At 52.5% G+C, this 15,717-nt stretch carries 17 protein-coding genes; 2 read left to right on the top strand and 15 right to left on the bottom strand.

From position 1 onward, the window contains the following. Nucleotides 1-10: 10 nt before the first annotated feature. Nucleotides 11-1,369 (top strand): NAD(P)-binding protein, encoded by a 1,359-nt coding sequence (locus COO92_RS04945; protein ID WP_101300385.1) that lies wholly within the window; start codon nucleotides 11-13, stop codon nucleotides 1,367-1,369. Here the strand turns inward: COO92_RS04945 and COO92_RS04940 are convergent. The 5 genes from COO92_RS04940 to yajC form a co-directional block, all read right to left on the bottom strand. Continuing rightward, nucleotides 1,366-1,746: an Mth938-like domain-containing protein gene (locus COO92_RS04940; RefSeq protein ID WP_022730777.1), complete on the bottom strand. Its 381-nt coding sequence runs from the start codon at nucleotides 1,744-1,746 to the stop codon at nucleotides 1,366-1,368. The genes COO92_RS04945 and COO92_RS04940 overlap by 4 nt on opposite strands. A gap of 51 nt (nucleotides 1,747-1,797) precedes the next feature. Next, nucleotides 1,798-2,709: a DMT family transporter gene (locus tag COO92_RS04935; RefSeq protein ID WP_240626332.1), complete on the bottom strand. Its 912-nt coding sequence runs from the start codon at nucleotides 2,707-2,709 to the stop codon at nucleotides 1,798-1,800. A gap of 136 nt (nucleotides 2,710-2,845) precedes the next feature. After that, entirely contained in the window at nucleotides 2,846-3,775 is a 930-nt protein-coding gene (secF, locus tag COO92_RS04930; protein WP_101300383.1) for a protein translocase subunit SecF, read from the bottom strand. Between the two features lie 19 nt (nucleotides 3,776-3,794). After that, the gene (secD, locus tag COO92_RS04925; RefSeq protein ID WP_101300932.1) at nucleotides 3,795-5,369 is read right to left on the bottom strand and encodes a protein translocase subunit SecD; all 1,575 of its coding nucleotides are present in this window, start codon (nucleotides 5,367-5,369) and stop codon (nucleotides 3,795-3,797) included. Nucleotides 5,370-5,511: 142 nt separating this feature from the next. Continuing rightward, on the bottom strand, nucleotides 5,512-5,892 hold the full coding sequence (gene yajC, locus COO92_RS04920; protein WP_022730774.1) for a preprotein translocase subunit YajC: 381 nt from the start codon (nucleotides 5,890-5,892) through the stop codon (nucleotides 5,512-5,514). 235 nt (nucleotides 5,893-6,127) lie between these two features. Between yajC and COO92_RS04915 the strand changes: the two genes are divergently transcribed. Beyond that, nucleotides 6,128-6,991, top strand: coding sequence for an ATP-binding protein (locus COO92_RS04915; RefSeq protein ID WP_101300381.1), 864 nt, complete (start codon nucleotides 6,128-6,130; stop codon nucleotides 6,989-6,991). 57 nt (nucleotides 6,992-7,048) lie between these two features. Here the strand turns inward: COO92_RS04915 and COO92_RS04910 are convergent, their stop codons facing one another. The 10 genes from COO92_RS04910 to COO92_RS04865 form a co-directional block, all read right to left on the bottom strand. Then, on the bottom strand, nucleotides 7,049-8,104 hold the full coding sequence (locus tag COO92_RS04910; protein ID WP_240626331.1) for a M23 family metallopeptidase: 1,056 nt from the start codon (nucleotides 8,102-8,104) through the stop codon (nucleotides 7,049-7,051). A gap of 97 nt (nucleotides 8,105-8,201) precedes the next feature. Continuing rightward, on the bottom strand, nucleotides 8,202-8,855 hold the full coding sequence (locus tag COO92_RS04905; RefSeq protein WP_101300379.1) for a protein-L-isoaspartate(D-aspartate) O-methyltransferase: 654 nt from the start codon (nucleotides 8,853-8,855) through the stop codon (nucleotides 8,202-8,204). Beyond that, nucleotides 8,852-9,619, bottom strand: coding sequence for a 5'/3'-nucleotidase SurE (surE, locus tag COO92_RS04900; protein ID WP_101300377.1), 768 nt, complete (start codon nucleotides 9,617-9,619; stop codon nucleotides 8,852-8,854). The genes COO92_RS04905 and surE overlap by 4 nt, the downstream gene beginning before the upstream one ends. Before the next feature lie 11 nt (nucleotides 9,620-9,630). Continuing rightward, the gene (gene serS / locus COO92_RS04895) at nucleotides 9,631-10,908 is read right to left on the bottom strand and encodes a serine--tRNA ligase (RefSeq protein WP_101300375.1); all 1,278 of its coding nucleotides are present in this window, start codon (nucleotides 10,906-10,908) and stop codon (nucleotides 9,631-9,633) included. Between the two features lie 100 nt (nucleotides 10,909-11,008). After that, nucleotides 11,009-12,004: a twin-arginine translocase subunit TatC gene (tatC, locus tag COO92_RS04890; RefSeq protein ID WP_420823339.1), complete on the bottom strand. Its 996-nt coding sequence runs from the start codon at nucleotides 12,002-12,004 to the stop codon at nucleotides 11,009-11,011. 2 nt (nucleotides 12,005-12,006) lie between these two features. Then, on the bottom strand, nucleotides 12,007-12,420 hold the full coding sequence (gene tatB / locus COO92_RS04885) for a Sec-independent protein translocase protein TatB (protein WP_101300372.1): 414 nt from the start codon (nucleotides 12,418-12,420) through the stop codon (nucleotides 12,007-12,009). Nucleotides 12,421-12,455: 35 nt separating this feature from the next. After that, nucleotides 12,456-12,692: a twin-arginine translocase TatA/TatE family subunit gene (tatA, locus tag COO92_RS04880; RefSeq protein WP_022730766.1), complete on the bottom strand. Its 237-nt coding sequence runs from the start codon at nucleotides 12,690-12,692 to the stop codon at nucleotides 12,456-12,458. A 164-nt stretch (nucleotides 12,693-12,856) separates the two neighbouring features. Next, nucleotides 12,857-13,900, bottom strand: coding sequence for an ABC transporter ATP-binding protein (locus tag COO92_RS04875; RefSeq protein WP_101300370.1), 1,044 nt, complete (start codon nucleotides 13,898-13,900; stop codon nucleotides 12,857-12,859). 133 nt (nucleotides 13,901-14,033) lie between these two features. Further along, the gene (gene scpB, locus COO92_RS04870; protein ID WP_028791288.1) at nucleotides 14,034-14,804 is read right to left on the bottom strand and encodes an SMC-Scp complex subunit ScpB; all 771 of its coding nucleotides are present in this window, start codon (nucleotides 14,802-14,804) and stop codon (nucleotides 14,034-14,036) included. Nucleotides 14,805-14,821: 17 nt separating this feature from the next. Further along, nucleotides 14,822-15,694, bottom strand: a complete 873-nt coding sequence (locus COO92_RS04865; protein WP_022730765.1) for a segregation and condensation protein A — start codon at nucleotides 15,692-15,694, stop codon at nucleotides 14,822-14,824. Nucleotides 15,695-15,717 lie beyond the last annotated feature (23 nt).

Below are 15,717 nucleotides of genomic sequence, written 5' to 3'. Positions count from 1 at the left end.
GCACAGGCATATGGCATCATTGACATCTGGCCGACTACACGTCATTGGCGGCGGCTTAGCCGGTTCCGCCCTTGCAACACTGATGGCAGAAGATGGTGTCGACGTTACCCTTTACGACCAGGCCGAACCGTTTGAAAGCCGCTGGACGCGTGGCATGCAGACATCTCCTGAAAGCCACAAGGTTTCTGAACCGGAAATATTTTACGATCCCGAAGGGCTCGTCGCCGATTTCTTTGCCCGCTTCCCCGAAATTCCGGGAAAACTTGTCAGACCGGCACATGGTGTCCTTGGCCTGAAGCGCGGCCGACGTAAACCTGCTATCGTTACCCTTGACGAGGGCCTGGCACATGCCTTGGTCAACCGGCGAAGCGGCCCACTGATGCGTGCTATCACGGCTTTTGGTCTTTGGCAAAAACGTTACGCCAGTGAAGACAGTCGCGTTGAATTACCCAAAGGCATGGGCCATGCTGGCATAGATCCCGACGATGACCGCCAAAATCCGGGCACTTACCACCGGGACGGTTTGGCGGTTTTGGCCGAAGTTCTGTTTTCAATGCCGGCACACCGGTGTTCGAACGCTCTGCTTGGGCGAGTTATGTTGCCACGGGTAAAATCCCTGTTTTCCAAAAATCATGAACCGGTTTTTTCAGCCATTGACCCGATCATCCTAAATGACATTGCGCTACCAACCCTGCGCGACCGGTTTGTCAGTGCGGGTGGTAGTGTCGCGGCGTGGGCGCCACTTGGCGACATCGACAGTACATCGGAATACGCAACGGATTTGCTGTTTGGCGAAGATACCCAGATCGTTCTCAAACCTGATGATGCGGTCGTGCTTGCGCTTCATCCAAAGCAACTATGTGACACGGTTCCCGACATCGGCTTTGCCCCGGCCCCGGCCCGTCGCCAGACAATGGCATTTGAAATGCGTCGGCCATTTGCCGAACCACGCTGCCTGTTTACGTCTGACGATCTTGTTCGGGCGATTTACTGCAACCGTCGCCATATTCAGGTCAGCCTAGGCAGCAATGTTCATCTGCCATCTGATGGCACGGCGGATCAATTTGCCCACCGTATTTGGCAAAGGTGCATCTGGCTTTGTGACCAGTATTTGAACCTCGACCTTAGTGCGCGGTCGGAAAACACCAATAATCAGGGCTCCCCTAAGTTCAGTTTTGTGGACGCGGAAGCCCCGTTTCCCGAACTCACACCCGGCTTGGCGGCTCTGCGTTTTCGGCTGCAGCCCCCTTGGAAGAACCTGTTTCTATGTGGGGATTCGTTTCCCGCCGAATATGCCCCCGGCCCCGCCGCCGTTTTTGCCAGCGTCAAACAAGTCCGTCGTCAACTACAAACATTTTTCTCGGTTTAAATGGCGATAATTGCCGCAGCAACCCGACGTCCTTCAGACAGAAGAACATTATAGGTCCGGCATGCAGCACCGGTATCCATTGGTTCAATGACGATGCCATGTTCTTTAAGAGCACTGCGCCATTCCATTGGAACGCGGGTTAAGCGGTTCCCCATGCCCAGCAGCAGGATTTCAACAGTATCGGCGGCATCAATAACGCGGGCGAAGGAATCGACCGTAATGTCATCAACCGATGTCACATTCCACGAATAAACCGCTTCAGGAAACATAAGGATTGATCCGGCAACAGAATCTTCGCCAAAACGAAACAGACCGTCACCATAACTGGTAACCATTTTACTGCCTTCGGCGACCATCGGATTTAGTTCAGTAGCCATACGGGCCCTCTTTTCGTCGTTCGATAAATTTTCTCTGGATTTAGGTACATATCAGCGCGGGGCAACCGATTGCGCCGTAACTTTTCCGCGCCACAGAATGAACAATCCCGATAGAACGACGATACCACATCCGATCATCATCATCATGTCTGGTTCTTCCCCAAACAGGGTCATCCCCAAAGCAATACCAAACAAAAGCCGCGTATATCTAAACGGTGTAACTGCGGACACATCGCCGCTGCGCATCGCCTTCATTAAGGCGCTATAGGCAAATGCGCCCATTAGCACAGCGCCCAGGAAATAGAAAAGACTTTTCCCATCAAACCAGGTGAACGCTTTCCCATCCCAAATCGAAAACAACACACCGGCCAGAATGATGGCAACGAATCCATAAAAACCCAGAAGAGATGTGCTGAGTGATACTGGCGCAGCACGGCTTGCCAGATCCCGTCCGGCAAAACCGATTGTTCCAATCACTGCCAGTAACGACAAAGCCGAAAAGCTGTCGGTGGTCGGACGCAGAATAATTAAAACACCGATCAAACCAATCAGGATTGCGCCCCATCTCCGCCAGCCGACCTTTTCGCCAAACAGAATAGCCGCACCAAGAACAACGATAATAGGTGTCGCCTGAAGAATGGCCGTGGTCGAGGAAAGCGGGGTCAGTGCCAATGCGAGCACGTAAAACAACCGGCCAATAACTTCAAACACGACCCGTATCCCCATGGCGCGGGACAGAACATCAGGGTTCAGCAGACTTTTCTTCTGGATCCGCGCGATAACCGCAAACAGAAGCGTTCCGCCAAGACCAAAGACAATAAGAACCTGCCCAACCGGATGCGTTTCCGAGACCGCTTTAACAAACGCATCTTCAAAGGAAAATGCCACCATGGCCGCCATCATCCAAAGGCTACCGATCAAATTGGCGCGATGAACGTTGCGCGCATCTGCGTGGGGCGTCATGTGCAGCAGCCTGTTTTTGAAGGATTTTTACCGAGCTTTCGAAGACACTTGTTAGGAACAGACCAAAAGAAAGGCCGGGTTTGTTGTCGCACAAACCCGGCCTTTCTGTAAACGTCTATCGATCAACTGTGGTTGATCAGGCGTTGGCTTCCTGCCCTTCTTCGCCTTCTGGAATTTTACGCTTAAGACGCAAAACAACCAGCAATGGCGACGCGACGCAAATCGATGAATATGTGCCGACAACGATGCCAAAGATCAGCGCCATGGTGAAGCCACGTATCGCTTCCCCGCCAAATGCAAACAACGCAATCAAGGCCAGCAATGTGGTAAATGACGTCATTGTCGTACGCGACAGGGTCGAATTGATCGACAGATCCAAAAGATCCGTGAGCTCCATTTTGCGGAACTTGCGCAGATATTCACGAATGCGGTCAAACACAACAACCGTATCGTTAATCGAATACCCGGCAACCGTCAAAATGGCGGCCAAGGTCGCAAGGTCAAACTGAACACCGGTAATGACAAAGAAGCCAATGGTGATCAGAACGTCGTGCAAAAGTGCGATGACGGATGCCACTGCAAACTGCCATTCGAACCGGAACCAGATATAGACCATGATCAGCAAAAGAGAGATCACGACCGAATAAATACCGGCTTCCTTAAGCTCGTCACCGACCTTCGGGCCGACAAGTTCGCTTCGGCGAATGGTGACACTGTCGCCAAGGGCGTCAGTCACCTGGGCCAAGGCGGTCATCTGGGCTTTTTCGTCCCCATCCTGACGCTGCAACTGAATCAGGACGTCATCGGGTTCGCCGAATTCCTGAATAGACACATCACCAAGACCAAGACTGCCAAGATTATCACGCAATGCGCCGATATTTGCCGGGCCGTCCGTTTTGATTTCCACAAGAATACCGCCGCGGAAATCAATGCCGAAGTTAAGCCCCTTGGTGAAGAACAGGCCAACAGAGGCCAGCACCATCACCAAGGACACGATGTAAAAGATCTTCCGGAATTTGAGGAACGGGACGTTCACGTCATCCGGGATAAGATGCAAAGGTTTCATATCTTCCCTGTTCCCTTCCTCAAAGTACCAGCTCGTTCGGACGACGACGCTTGATCCAGACTGCAATCAGCAGTCGGGTCAGCCAAATCGCCGAGAACATGGATGTGATGATGCCAATTGCCAGCGTCACGGCAAAGCCCTTGATCGGGCCAGAGCCAAAGCTAAACAACACCAGTGCCGCAATCAGCGTGGTGATGTTGGCATCCAAAATGGTCGACATCGCACTGCGATACCCTGCATCGATCGCATTAATGATCGTCCGCCCGTTACGCCGTTCTTCACGGATACGCTCAAAGATCAGCACATTGGCGTCAACCGCCATACCAACCGTCAAGACGATCCCCGCAATCCCGGGCAACGTTAAGGTCGCCTGAAGCACAGACATCACCGCCAGCACAAGGATCAGGTTCATCATAAGCGCGATATCGGCATAAATGCCAAACCGGCCATAGCTGATGACCATAAACGCGATAACAAACACCAGGCCGAGAACGGCTGCGATTTCACCTGCCTCAACAGAATCCTGACCAAGCCCCGGACCAACCGAGCGTTCTTCAAGGATTTGCATCGGTGCAGGCAATGCACCCGCGCGCAGCAGCAGTGCCAGGTCATTTGCTTCCTGCACACTGAACTGACCGGTAATGATGCCGCTGCCACCAAGGATCGGTTCATTGATCCGCGGGGCTGAAATCACTTCGCCATCAAGAACAATCGCAAGGCTGCGTCCGGCACTTTTGCTGGTGACGTCACCAAACCGTGCGCCGCCTGCCGCATCAAAGCGGAACGAAACCACAGGACGACCTTCGTTAAAGGTTGGTTGGGAATCAACAAGGTTGTCCCCCGACACAACAATACGGCGGTCAATCAGGTATTCCCGAATGCCTGCGGCCTTGTCCCCTTCGTCCGCAGACGGAAGGATCATGGTCCCGGGCGGCAAGCCGCTGGAGCGCGCATCAGCAGCCGTTTTCTGGCCATTGACCAGATGGAAGTTCATCTTTGCCGTACGACCAAGGATCGCACGCAAACGCGATGGGTCATCAAGGCCGGGAACCTGCACCACGATGCGGTTTGTGCCCTGACGCTGAATGGACGGCTCGGTTGTGCCAAGTTCGTCGACACGACGGCGTACCACCTCAACCGACTGGCTAAGCGCCCTATCGATCAATTCCTTCATCGCAACTTCGTTATAGGAAACAATGATATTGTTCCCCTCGCCGCTCATGACGGTATTGGGTTCGATATTACGCACCAGCTCGCGGGCCTTCTCGGCATCCTCGGCTTTGAGAACGGTAACTTCCGCACCCTGCAAAGTCGCTTCGCGCGGACGGTTACGGATCTGTGCCTGACGCAATTCTGATCGAATAGAATCTGCCAATGCATCATAACGTTCACGCACAACGCTGTCGGTATCAACCTCCAACAACATGTGTGACCCGCCGCGCAGATCGAGGCCAAGATTGACCTGTTTGCTCGGCAGAAGGCTCGATTCTGTCGGAAGAACGTCCTTAGGCAAGAAGTTCGGTGCGGCGTAAACCACACCCAAAGCACACACCAAAAGAACCAGTGCTGCTTTCCATTTTGTAAAATAAAGCATGTGTTCTTTGACCGGATTTGTCTGGATCAACCTTGGTCTGGTTCCAAGGTCCTTGGAACAACGGGTATTTTGTACCGCTCAGGCCACCGGTAAAATGCAAGAAGGCGGAGCCAGATGCTCCGCCTTGCTTTGCTCGAAGAGATTAGTCTTTTTTGGTCTCTTCTTCGTCTTTTTCTTCTTTTTCTTCTTTGGCGTCGCCCTTGGCCGGTTCCGTTTTCGACAGAACCGTCGAAACCATGCCGCGTGCGACTTTGACTTTTACACCATCGGCAATCTCAACCGACAGCTCGTCGTCACCAATAACTTTTGCAACGGAGCCAATAAGACCACCTGCGGTAACGATTTTATCGCCACGGCGGATCGCCCCGAGCATTGCTTTATGTTCTTTCTGCTTTTTCTGCTGCGGACGAATAAGCAGGAAATAGAAAACAACAAAAATAAGGATCAGCGGTGCAAATTGCATAAGTGCGCCGGCACCATCAGAACCACCTGCGGTCTGCGCAAAAGCAGTCGAAATAAACATTAGTAACTCCTAATCCCTCAGGACAAAATATATCAACTGCCGGAATATAACGGTGTCAAACGTCAAAGCAAGGAAGAACCGGATTTTTCCGGGTTAAATCACCATTTATGTGGCCTTGTTCACCAGCTTTCTCGCCTTTCTGGCGTCAACATCCTATTCCTTTACGCCACGGGTATGCTAGCTTTCGCGCCATAAACCACCGTCACCAAGAACAAGAAACATCCAAGAGGCCTCAATGACCACAGATTTCGACAAATTATTGCCAACCCTTGAACGAATTGCGTCCGCACTTGAACGCATGGCCCCACCTGCACGCACGCAAAACGACTTAAGTGCCGCAGATGCCTTCGTCTGGCAGGCCGAAAACAGCTATCTTCAGCCGGTTCGCAACGTCAACCGCATTGATATCGATCTATTGCAAGGCATCGGCCAACAAAAAGAGATTCTTTATAATAACACCAAACGCTTTACCGATGGCCTGCCCGCCAACAACGCCCTTTTGTGGGGTGCACGTGGAACCGGTAAAAGTTCCATCGTCAAAGCCATGCATGCCAAGATCAACGCAGAAACGCCTGCGGCACTGGCACTGGTGGAAATTCACCGCGAAGACATCCCGAGTCTGCCTACTCTCCTGCATATCCTTCAGGAAAGTGGTCGCAAAACCGTGCTGTTCTGTGATGACCTGTCGTTTGACTTGCATGATGAAAGCTATAAGTCGCTCAAGGCCGTACTCGAAGGCGGTGTTGAAGGGCGGCCAAAGAACGTCATCTTTTACGCGACATCAAACCGTCGCCATTTGATGGCCCGCGACATGATCGAAAATGAACGATCAACCGCAATCAACCCGTCAGAAGCTGTCGAAGAAAAGGTCTCCCTGTCCGACCGGTTTGGTCTGTGGCTTGGCTTCCACAATATTTCCCAGGATATCTATTTCGAAATCATCGAAGGATACGCCAAGGAATTCAACCTCGACATTCCCACCGAGGAACTCCATGCCCGCGCAAAGGAATGGACCGTCACGCGCGGCAGCAGGTCTGGCCGTGTCGCATGGCAATTTATTCAGGAAATTGCCGGTGAACTTGGGAAATCAATCGACTGACTTCAACGCTCAATCAAATCATCATACAAAAACACCCGGTTTCGCACCGGGTGTTTTTTATCGTGATACCATAACACTTGGTAAAAATTTCATCGGGTCAGATGATTCCCGTCCTCGCCGTATTTCAAAGTGCAATTGCGGGAAGGTCACGGCCCCGGTTGACCCGACACTTGAAATGTGTTGGCCACGGGTCACAACATCACCACGTGCCACCATGGGGTTTTCCGTGTGGGCATAGGCCGTCACATAATTATCGGCGTGCTTGATCAGGATCAGGTTACCAAACCCGCGCAACTCATTGCCGACATAAGTCACAACACCGTTTTCCGCTGCTGTAATTGGAGTCCCACGGTTGGCCTGAATATTGATGCCGTCGTTAAACAAGCCGCCATTGCCCGCACCGTATTTCAAAACAACTTTGCCCTGAACCGGCCAGATGAAGCCTTTTCGGCCTGTTGGTTCGGCCAGAACAACATCTTTGCGAACATTGCTGCCCTGCCCGGCTTCGGGAGTCGACTTCCGATCTGATTGCCAGCTGCGCGTTGTGGAGAATTCCTGTTCGGCGGCTGCGGCATAGTCCCGTGGTTTTATGCCGGGTGTCGGGATACTTCCGCCCCCTGTTGGCGCGACACGGGCAACGACGGTTTCTGGCCGTGAAGGCGCACTTGAGGACGGCGTACTTTTGGTCGGAACATTAACCACCTGTCGCTTGCCACCAATGGTCACCGTTTTTGTTGGCGCACTGGGTTTGGATGACGCAACAGCGGTCGGGGGCATGCTGTCATAATCTGATTGCCACGGCGGCAACACCAATCGTTGGCCCGGGTAAATCACATAGGGTTCACGCAAATCATTGCGCGATGTAAACCGACGAAAGTCTGTGCTGTAACGTGCCGCGATCTGCGAAACCGTGTCACCGGGTTCAACGGTAACGACGCGTTCGCCGTTTTTGAGTTTCGGCATGCTATACGGGCTATAGCTTGCGCCATCGCCATACACGACAGGCACAGGAACAGAGTTCAGCAAACAGCCGCTTAGGGCCGCAGTTGTCATACAGACAAGCAGCAGACTTTTCCCACGTTGGACAGCCTGTGTGACACAATTTTCCATCATGGGACCTAGTGTCCATGATCAGCGGTTAACAATCAGTAAGCACCGACCGCATTTGGAAAATTTTACTGTAAATTCGGGGTGCGTTTTGACAGAAAGCCTAGAATTCTTCAGTACCAGGCAACATCGGCACAAAACGGACTGGCATCAGTTCAGTAACCTCAACCCCGCTTGGTGTCCTTAACACACGCAACAGCAACTGCGTATGCGATACCTCGCCAACCGGAACAACCATAATCCCGCCAACCGCAAGCTGATCAACCAGAACCGGCGGCACATCCTGTGCTGCTGCGGTCACAATGATCCGGTCAAACGGCGCTTGCGCTTTCCAGCCAAGCCCGCCATCGCCATGCAAAGTCGAAATCGTGTGCAGTCCAAGCTCACGGAATTTTTCCTCCGCCTCGCGCAAAAGCGGCTTGTGTCGTTCAAGGGTATAAACCCGGCGTGCAAGTTTGGCCAAAATCGCCGCCTGATATCCTGACCCCGTTCCGACCTCAAGAACCTTCATCCGATCATTAAGCTCAAGTGCCTGCGTCATGAGTGCTACGATATAGGGCTGGGAAATGGTTTGTCCCTTACTGATGGGCAAGGCGACATTTTCCCACGCACGCTCAACAAAGGGGTCCGCAACAAATGTCTCGCGCGGGACATCGGCCAATGCCTGCAAGACAGTCTCGTCATGAATGCCATCATCACGAAGCGCCTCAAGCAGATTGGCTATTTCTGTTTCACGGGTAATGACCGGCTCGTTCACGGAAATGCTTTCGTCAATTTTTCGTGCGTTTCGTAGTGGGTAAAATCAAGACTGATCGGTGTTACCGAGATATCGCCTTGTTCGATCACCCGCAAGTCTGCATTTGGATCTTCGGGAAGTTCCGACAGGATTGCACCAATCCAGTAATAAGGCTCCCCGCGCGGATCATGGCGTTCGGCAATGTGATCGCCAATTTTACGCTGTCCCTGCTTGGAAATCCGCACACGCGCACCACCTTGCGCCTCGTGCTCGGGGAAGTTCACATTGATCAAAACACCCTTTGGCCAGGTTGTCTTCACCAGTGTTTTTGTCACGTCATAAAGGTATTTTTCGGCAATCGTCCAATTGATCATGTCACCGGAAAAATACTGCGAAAACGCAATTGCGGGCACATTAAGAAGCGTTGCCTCCATCGCAGCAGCAACCGTCCCGGAATAGGTCACATCCTCGCCAAGGTTTCCACCCCGGTTAATGCCCGACAGAATAATGTCCGGCGGTGTATCGCGCATGACCTGCTGCAACCCCAAAAGGATGCAATCGGTCGGCGTACCATCAACCGCGTAGTGGCGTTCATCACGTTTGTGAATGCGAAGCGGGCGGCGCAGGGTCAATGAATGCCCTGCACCACTTTGTTCCGTCGATGGTGCAATAACCCACACATCATCGGAAAATTCACGCGCCAAGCGTTCAAGCAGCTTGATCCCCGGCGCGTCAATGCCGTCATCATTGCTGATCAGGATACGTGCGTTCGATAGATCAATCATGCCGTGATGCCTTAACCGCGCGGTGAGATAACCTCAAGTCCGCCCATATAGGGTTTCAGCGCATCCGGAACACGGATAGAACCATCTGCCTGCTGATAGTTTTCCATGACCGCGATCAGGCAACGGCCAACGGCAAGTCCCGACCCGTTCAGGGTATGAACGAAATTGGTCTTTTTGTCGCCAGCCGCGCGATACCGCGCATTCATGCGACGGGCCTGGAAATCACGGGTGTTCGAGCAAGACGAAATCTCACGGTACTTACCCTGGCCTGGCAACCAGACTTCAATGTCATAGGTCTTGCAGGCCGAGAACCCGATATCACCCGTGCACAGGATAACCGTACGATACGGCAGACCAAGACGCTCAAGAACCGTCTCGGCACAACGTGTTTTACGGGTAAGTTCCTCGTCGGACTTTTCCGCCTCAACCACCGACACCATTTCCACTTTGGAAAACTGGTGTTGCCGGATCATGCCTCGGGTATCGCGCCCGGCCGAACCGGCTTCGGACCGGAAACACTGCGTCAATGCGGTAAAGCGCAACGGAAGCTTTGCCTGCTCAATGATGTCGCCAGCAACCTGATTGGTCAGGGTGACCTCAGACGTCGGGATCAGCCAGTAATCATTGGTGGTCTTAAACGAATCCTCGGCGAATTTCGGCAATTGCCCCGTGCCAAACATGGCGTCATCACGCACCAGCATCGGGGTGATGGTTTCTTCATACCCATGTTCAGTGGTGTGCAAATCAATCATGAACTGCGACAACGCACGTTCAAGTTTGGCCAACCCGCCGCGCAGGATGACAAACCGCGAACCCGACAGCTTGGCTGCGGTTTCAAAGTCCATCATGCCAAGCTTTTCGCCGATTTCGAAATGTTCGATTGGCGTGAAATCGAACGTCGCAGGTTCCCCCCAACGGTTGACCTCGACATTATCGTCCTCGTCGTCACCGACCGGTACTTCAGGGTCAAGAATGTTGGCAAACGATGACAGCAGAAGATCAAGCTGCTCGTTCAGGCTGGCCTGACCGTCTTCCGCATCCTTGATCTTGTCCTTGAGCGTGCCCATTTCGGCCATCAACTCGTCAGCATCTTCGCCATTTTTACGAAGCTTGCCGATTTCACCGGAAATCGTTTTGCGGCGTGCCAGCATTTCCTGATGTTCTGTCATCAGTTTGCGACGCTCAACGTCGATATCCATCAGACGTTTCGCAGTAATTTCCTGCTTGCGCACGGCCATCGCCGCGTCGAAAGCCTCGGGGTTGTCCCGAATCCATTTTATGTCGTGCATCGAACAGCACCCTGTCAGTCAATTATTTGTGGCTTTATACGATGGGGTGGACACAAGGTCCACCCCATCAAATCAGACGTTTGAAGGCCGATGATTTCAATTAACGTGCGTTATTGAAATCGTCTTCCCCGTCATCATCGCGAGACGGTCCCGACAAGCGCGGAGAACCATCTTCAGAAGAAGATGAACGGGTCAGAGATGTCTGGCCATCATCATAGGATGCACCTGCCGCAGCAGCCCCTTGTTGATCAACCGTATCATCGGTTTTGGCAACAGAACTACCGCCAGAAGGATCATCTTCCGGATCATCACCATCGTCTTCGTCTTCTGCCTCGGCTTCCGCAGCACGCTTGGCGCGCTTGCGTTCAGAAATCCGGGCCATAATGATGGAAATCTCATAGAGAATAATGATCGGAATCCCCAACCCAACCTGCGAAATCAGGTCGGGCGGCGTCAGAACAGCGGCAAAAACAAAGGCAATAACAACAGCATATCGGCGTTTCTTCGCTAAGCTATCGGCCGTCACGATCCCTGCGCGCGCCATCAGCGTAAGCAAGACCGGCAACTGGAAACAAAGACCGAACGCAAAGATAAGCTTCATTACCAAAGACAGATATTCATCGACTTTGGCTTCAAGCTGAATTGCAAGGTTGGATGCGTCGCCGACCTGCTCAAAACTCAGGAAAAACTTCCACGCCAGCGGCATGATGAAGTAATAAACCAAAGCCCCACCTGCCAAAAACAGAACAGGTGTCGCAAACAGGAACGGCATGAAGGCCGATCGTTCGTTTTTATACAGACCCGGTGCAACAAATGCCCAAAACTGCGACAAAAACACCGGGGTTGAAACGAAACAAGCGGCAAAGAACGATACTTTGACATAGGTGAAGAATACTTCGGTCAAAGCCGTGTAGATCATGCGCCGATCCGGCCCCATGATTTCTGCCAGCGGTCGCACGAGGAAACCATAGATATCCTCGACGAAATAATAGCAGAGCCCAAAGGTCAGAAACAGCGCCAAGACAGCCCATGTCAGGCGATTTCTTAGCTCTATCAGATGCTCCATAATCGGCATCTGCTCGTCATGCGATTGCATGTTCACGCCTGGCTCTCCGGGTGGTCTTTCTTTTTGCTATTAGCAGCTGACGATTTGGTATCTGACGACTTGCTTTCAGTAGCAGCCGGTTTTTCGTCCGAGCCACCACTGTCCGCCGGCTTTGCCTCAGATGCCTTCGCATCTGTTGCTTTGCCGTCGGCTTTGGGTGCGCCAATCGTCTTTTCCATAAAATCGGTCGGGTTGGTACTGGCACTGCTCACCTGCTTGCGCAGATCATCAAGTTCCGCTTCGCGGATGATGTCATCAATGCCACTTTGGAATTCGCGCGCCATTCCGCGCACTTTTTTCCAGTACCCCGCCAACTTGTACAGAAGATGCGGAAGCTCCTTGGGGCCGACGACAAATAATGCCACGACGGCCACAAGAGCCAATTCGGTCCAGCCGATATCAAACATATGACACGCCTATCTGAAGGAAACCCGACAGACGATCAGGATTTCACTGAATCCTTGTCTTTGCTCTCGGTCGAAACCGATGCAGAGGTCGTGTTTTCGATGGTCTTGGCCGAAGCGCCAGCATCATCATCTTGTTCTTTTTCGTTAATGCCCGCTTTGAAGCTCTTGATGCCCTTACCCATGTCGCCCATCACTTTCGGCAGTTTACCTGCGCCAAAGATGATCAGGACAATCGCCAGAATAAGAACAATTTGCCAAACGCCAATACCCATAACTTCTTTCTCCAAAGATCCGTTCTGCCTTCCGGCGTTATGCACGGATAATGGCAGAAAGCCCCCCACTGTGCAATGCGACGGATGGGTTAATACCCGTGATTGCAATCCAATTGTAATTTAGCATTCTGTCCCGGTTAGATTTCAAGGGACAGTTGGCCGTATCAGGACATAGGAAACACGAAGGTCATCTCTGGATCAAGCGTAATAGCGACCGAATTCTGATTTAATGTCGAAAAGCGCCGTGGCACGCGTGCATGAATGTGCCCGCCCTTTTCCAGCGTCAAATGCATCAGGTTGACTTCACCCAATGCCCGCACGGCATCAACATTGGCCATGATATCGTGACCATTCACGGAATCACCGACATGAAGTCCTTCGGGACGCACCAATACGTCAACCTCGGTTCCATCGGCAAATTCATCGGTGGTGATCTGACCGACCGGTGTTTCAATAATGCCATTGCGCACAGTTGAGGCAAATTGGTTCACCTCGCCAAAGAATGACGCAACAAAACGGTTTTCCGGCTGGAAATAAAGCGATTCCGGTGTCCCGTCCTGCATGACCTGCCCTTCGTTCATCACGATAATACGGTCGCCCATATACATCGCTTCCTGAGGATCATGGGTCACCATGATGGTTGCAATACCGGCATTTTTCAAAACATGAAGGGTCGTATCACGCAAATCTGCGCGCCGTGCGACATCCAGTCCGGAAAACGGTTCATCAAGCAACATGATTTGCGGGGTTGGTGCCAATGCGCGGGCCAATGCAATCCGTTGCTGCTGACCACCTGAAAGTTCGTGCGGATAGGCATCGAGGTATTCTGACATGCCAACCTGTGTCAGCGCACGTTCAACCGCCTCACGGCGCTGGGCGTCGCTAAAATGCTTCAGGCCAAAGCCGATGTTCTTGGCAACGGTTAAATGCGGAAACAGTGCATAGTCCTGAAAAACCATACCAACGCCGCGTTTTTCCGGCTCAACATAGTCACCCGGGTGGGCCACGATCTGATCATCAATGGCAATTTGCCCGAACTGAAGTTTTTCAAGCCCCGCCGCCAGCCGCAGCGCAGTTGTTTTTCCGCAACCAGACGGACCAAGCAAACAGACAATTTCTCCTGGGGCGACATCGAAACTAATGTCGTTCAGAACCCGGTTGGAACCGAATTCGTGACTGACATTCGACATCCTCAAACCGTCGGGCATCAACAAACTCTTTATCTGGACGTGGTCAACGCACCAAAGGTGCAAATGATTAGCGAAATCTTTCACAGAACTTAAGCGCCCGCCGCCCTTCTTGCAAGGCGCAGAATAACTTCGGTTACCGGACCCTAAACGATCAGGTGTCCGATACCTCTTTTTCATCAAGAAGATTGGGATTGTCGGAATAAATCGTCTCGTCGAGTTCTTCGAGATTGCGCGTCGTCAGGGCTTCTTCGACAACAGAATCGGTCACCTCACCGTCATCAACAAGGTCAGGCAATGCTTCGTCATCAGAATTCGCCCCATACCGGCCCATTCCCGGACGGCTATCAAGCAGGCCCGCGGCCTTAAGGTCCGCAAGACCGGGCAAATCATCACGGTCTTCAAGACCAAAGTGATCAAGAAATTCATCCGTTGTCGCCCAAAGGACAGGCCGCCCCGGCACACGTTTACGCCCACGTGGCCGGATCCATTTGGCCTCCAGCAGAATATCAAGCGTGCCCTTGGACAGCGCCACACCACGAATTTCCTCAACCTCGGAACGGGTAACTGGCTCGTGATAGGCAATGATCGCAAGCGTCTCGAGCGTTGCACGCGTCATTTTCTTGGCTTTTTCGACCTCGATATGAAGATCACCGGCAAGATCAACAGCGGTGCGAAACGCCCATTTATCGCCAACCCGGTTCAGATTGACGCCGCGTGATGCGTATGTGTCCTGCAAAACCGTCAGCACGTCTGAAATATTGGTTCCTTCGGGCAAACGTGCGGCAATGACGCGTTCGCTGATCGGGTCTGCAGATGCAAACAGCACAGCCTCGACAATGCGGACATGCTGAAAATCGACTTGCGGGCCGGTTTCGACCCCATCGATTTTAAGCTGCGCGTCACCGGTTACATCATTTGGCATTCACTTACCCCTGCCCCTTATTCTTCGATCAAATTATCATAAGGTCGATCATTGCGGGGCAAATCGCCCTCGCGCGGTTTTTGGGGCGACCGCAACATGATCGGACCAAATGTTTCTTCCTGCGAGATTTCCAACTCCCCATCCCGGCACATCTCAAGGCTGGCGACGAAATGGGCAGCCAAGGCCGACCGGGCTTTTAAAGGAGAGCCCAAGCCATGGGGCATAAACTCAAGTAACTTGGTCCATGTCGGCACAACACGTCGCCCAAACAGATCGCGTAACCGCCGGATTGCATCATCCATCGCATAAAGGTCAAACGCCTCAATCTCAAGCGTCTTGGCTTCTGACGTCAACATGATCTGGGCATAGGATTTCAAAAGATCATAAAGCGACGCGTCATAGACCGATGCCGTTGTCACGCGAATGTCCTCCGGCGCGCCCCGGGCAAAGAAATCGCGCCCCAGATTGGGTTGTGCCAGCAACTTTTCACCGGCCGCCTTCATCGCTTCAAGACGTTTTAGCTGGAAAGCAAGCAGCTCTGCCATTTCTTCGGCGCTGAGCTCGTCCTCGTCGTTGTCTTGCTTGGGCAACAGCAATCTGGATTTCAGATAGGCCAGCCATGCCGCCATCACCAGATAATCCGCCGCCAGTTCAAGCCGAAGCCCTTCTGCCGTATTGATGAATTCAAGATATTGTTCGGCAAGATCAAGGATCGAAATCTTGATGATATCGACCTTTTGGTCGCGTGCCAGTTCAAGCAGAACATCAAGCGGGCCTTCAAACCCGTCCAGATCAAGTATCAGGCGTTCGGCAAGGCTCGGTTCATCATCGTCGACCGGTTTCTTGTCGAACACCTCATCTGGAATTTCCAACTCGAACTGGTCTGCCATCTATCCCCCTGCCCAAACCCGCG

This window comes from Thalassospira lohafexi (genome assembly GCF_002844275.1).
In the GTDB taxonomy this organism is placed as follows: domain Bacteria; phylum Pseudomonadota; class Alphaproteobacteria; order Rhodospirillales; family Thalassospiraceae; genus Thalassospira; species Thalassospira lohafexi.
This window is presented reverse-complemented; position numbering and strand designations above follow the sequence as displayed.